The sequence below is a fragment of the Vibrio sp. 10N.222.55.C6 genome (assembly GCF_041473395.1).
Lineage (GTDB): Bacteria > Pseudomonadota > Gammaproteobacteria > Enterobacterales > Vibrionaceae > Vibrio > Vibrio crassostreae_C.
On sequence record NZ_JBFRSD010001304.1, the window covers coordinates 1 to 365 of the forward strand.

Annotated in this window: 1 protein-coding gene; it reads left to right on the top strand. The window is 40.0% G+C overall.

Annotation, left to right across the window (positions count from 1 at the left end):
- A partial coding sequence (locus tag AB4486_RS28635; RefSeq protein ID WP_372120220.1) for an outer membrane beta-barrel protein occupies positions 1 to 365 on the top strand: 365 nt, incomplete at both ends.

The following is a 365-nucleotide window of genomic DNA, read 5'->3' on the forward strand; positions in this document are numbered from 1 at the left end:
CCCTATCGCTATTCACCGCTTTTTTTGGCATCAGCTCGCAGGCGCTTGCTAGTGAAAACGAAAACTCACCTAGAGAGCATGGTCATTTTTATGCTGGTGTTGATATCGGCTTTTATAATGAAACTGAATTAGAATATCGTGGCAGCGCCATTGAAGATTCATCTGATCTATCAGACTTTAGCTATAACTTGGTTGGAGGCTACGAATTCAATACACATGATGTCGTCAAACTGGGGCTAGAAGCCGAGTACCGAAAAATCGGAAAAGTTAGCTATAACGACTTAATGGATATTGAAGGCCATGCTTTCTTCGTAAACATTAAACCAAAGTTTATTGTTGAAGGTGACGTATTAGATCTGTATGTA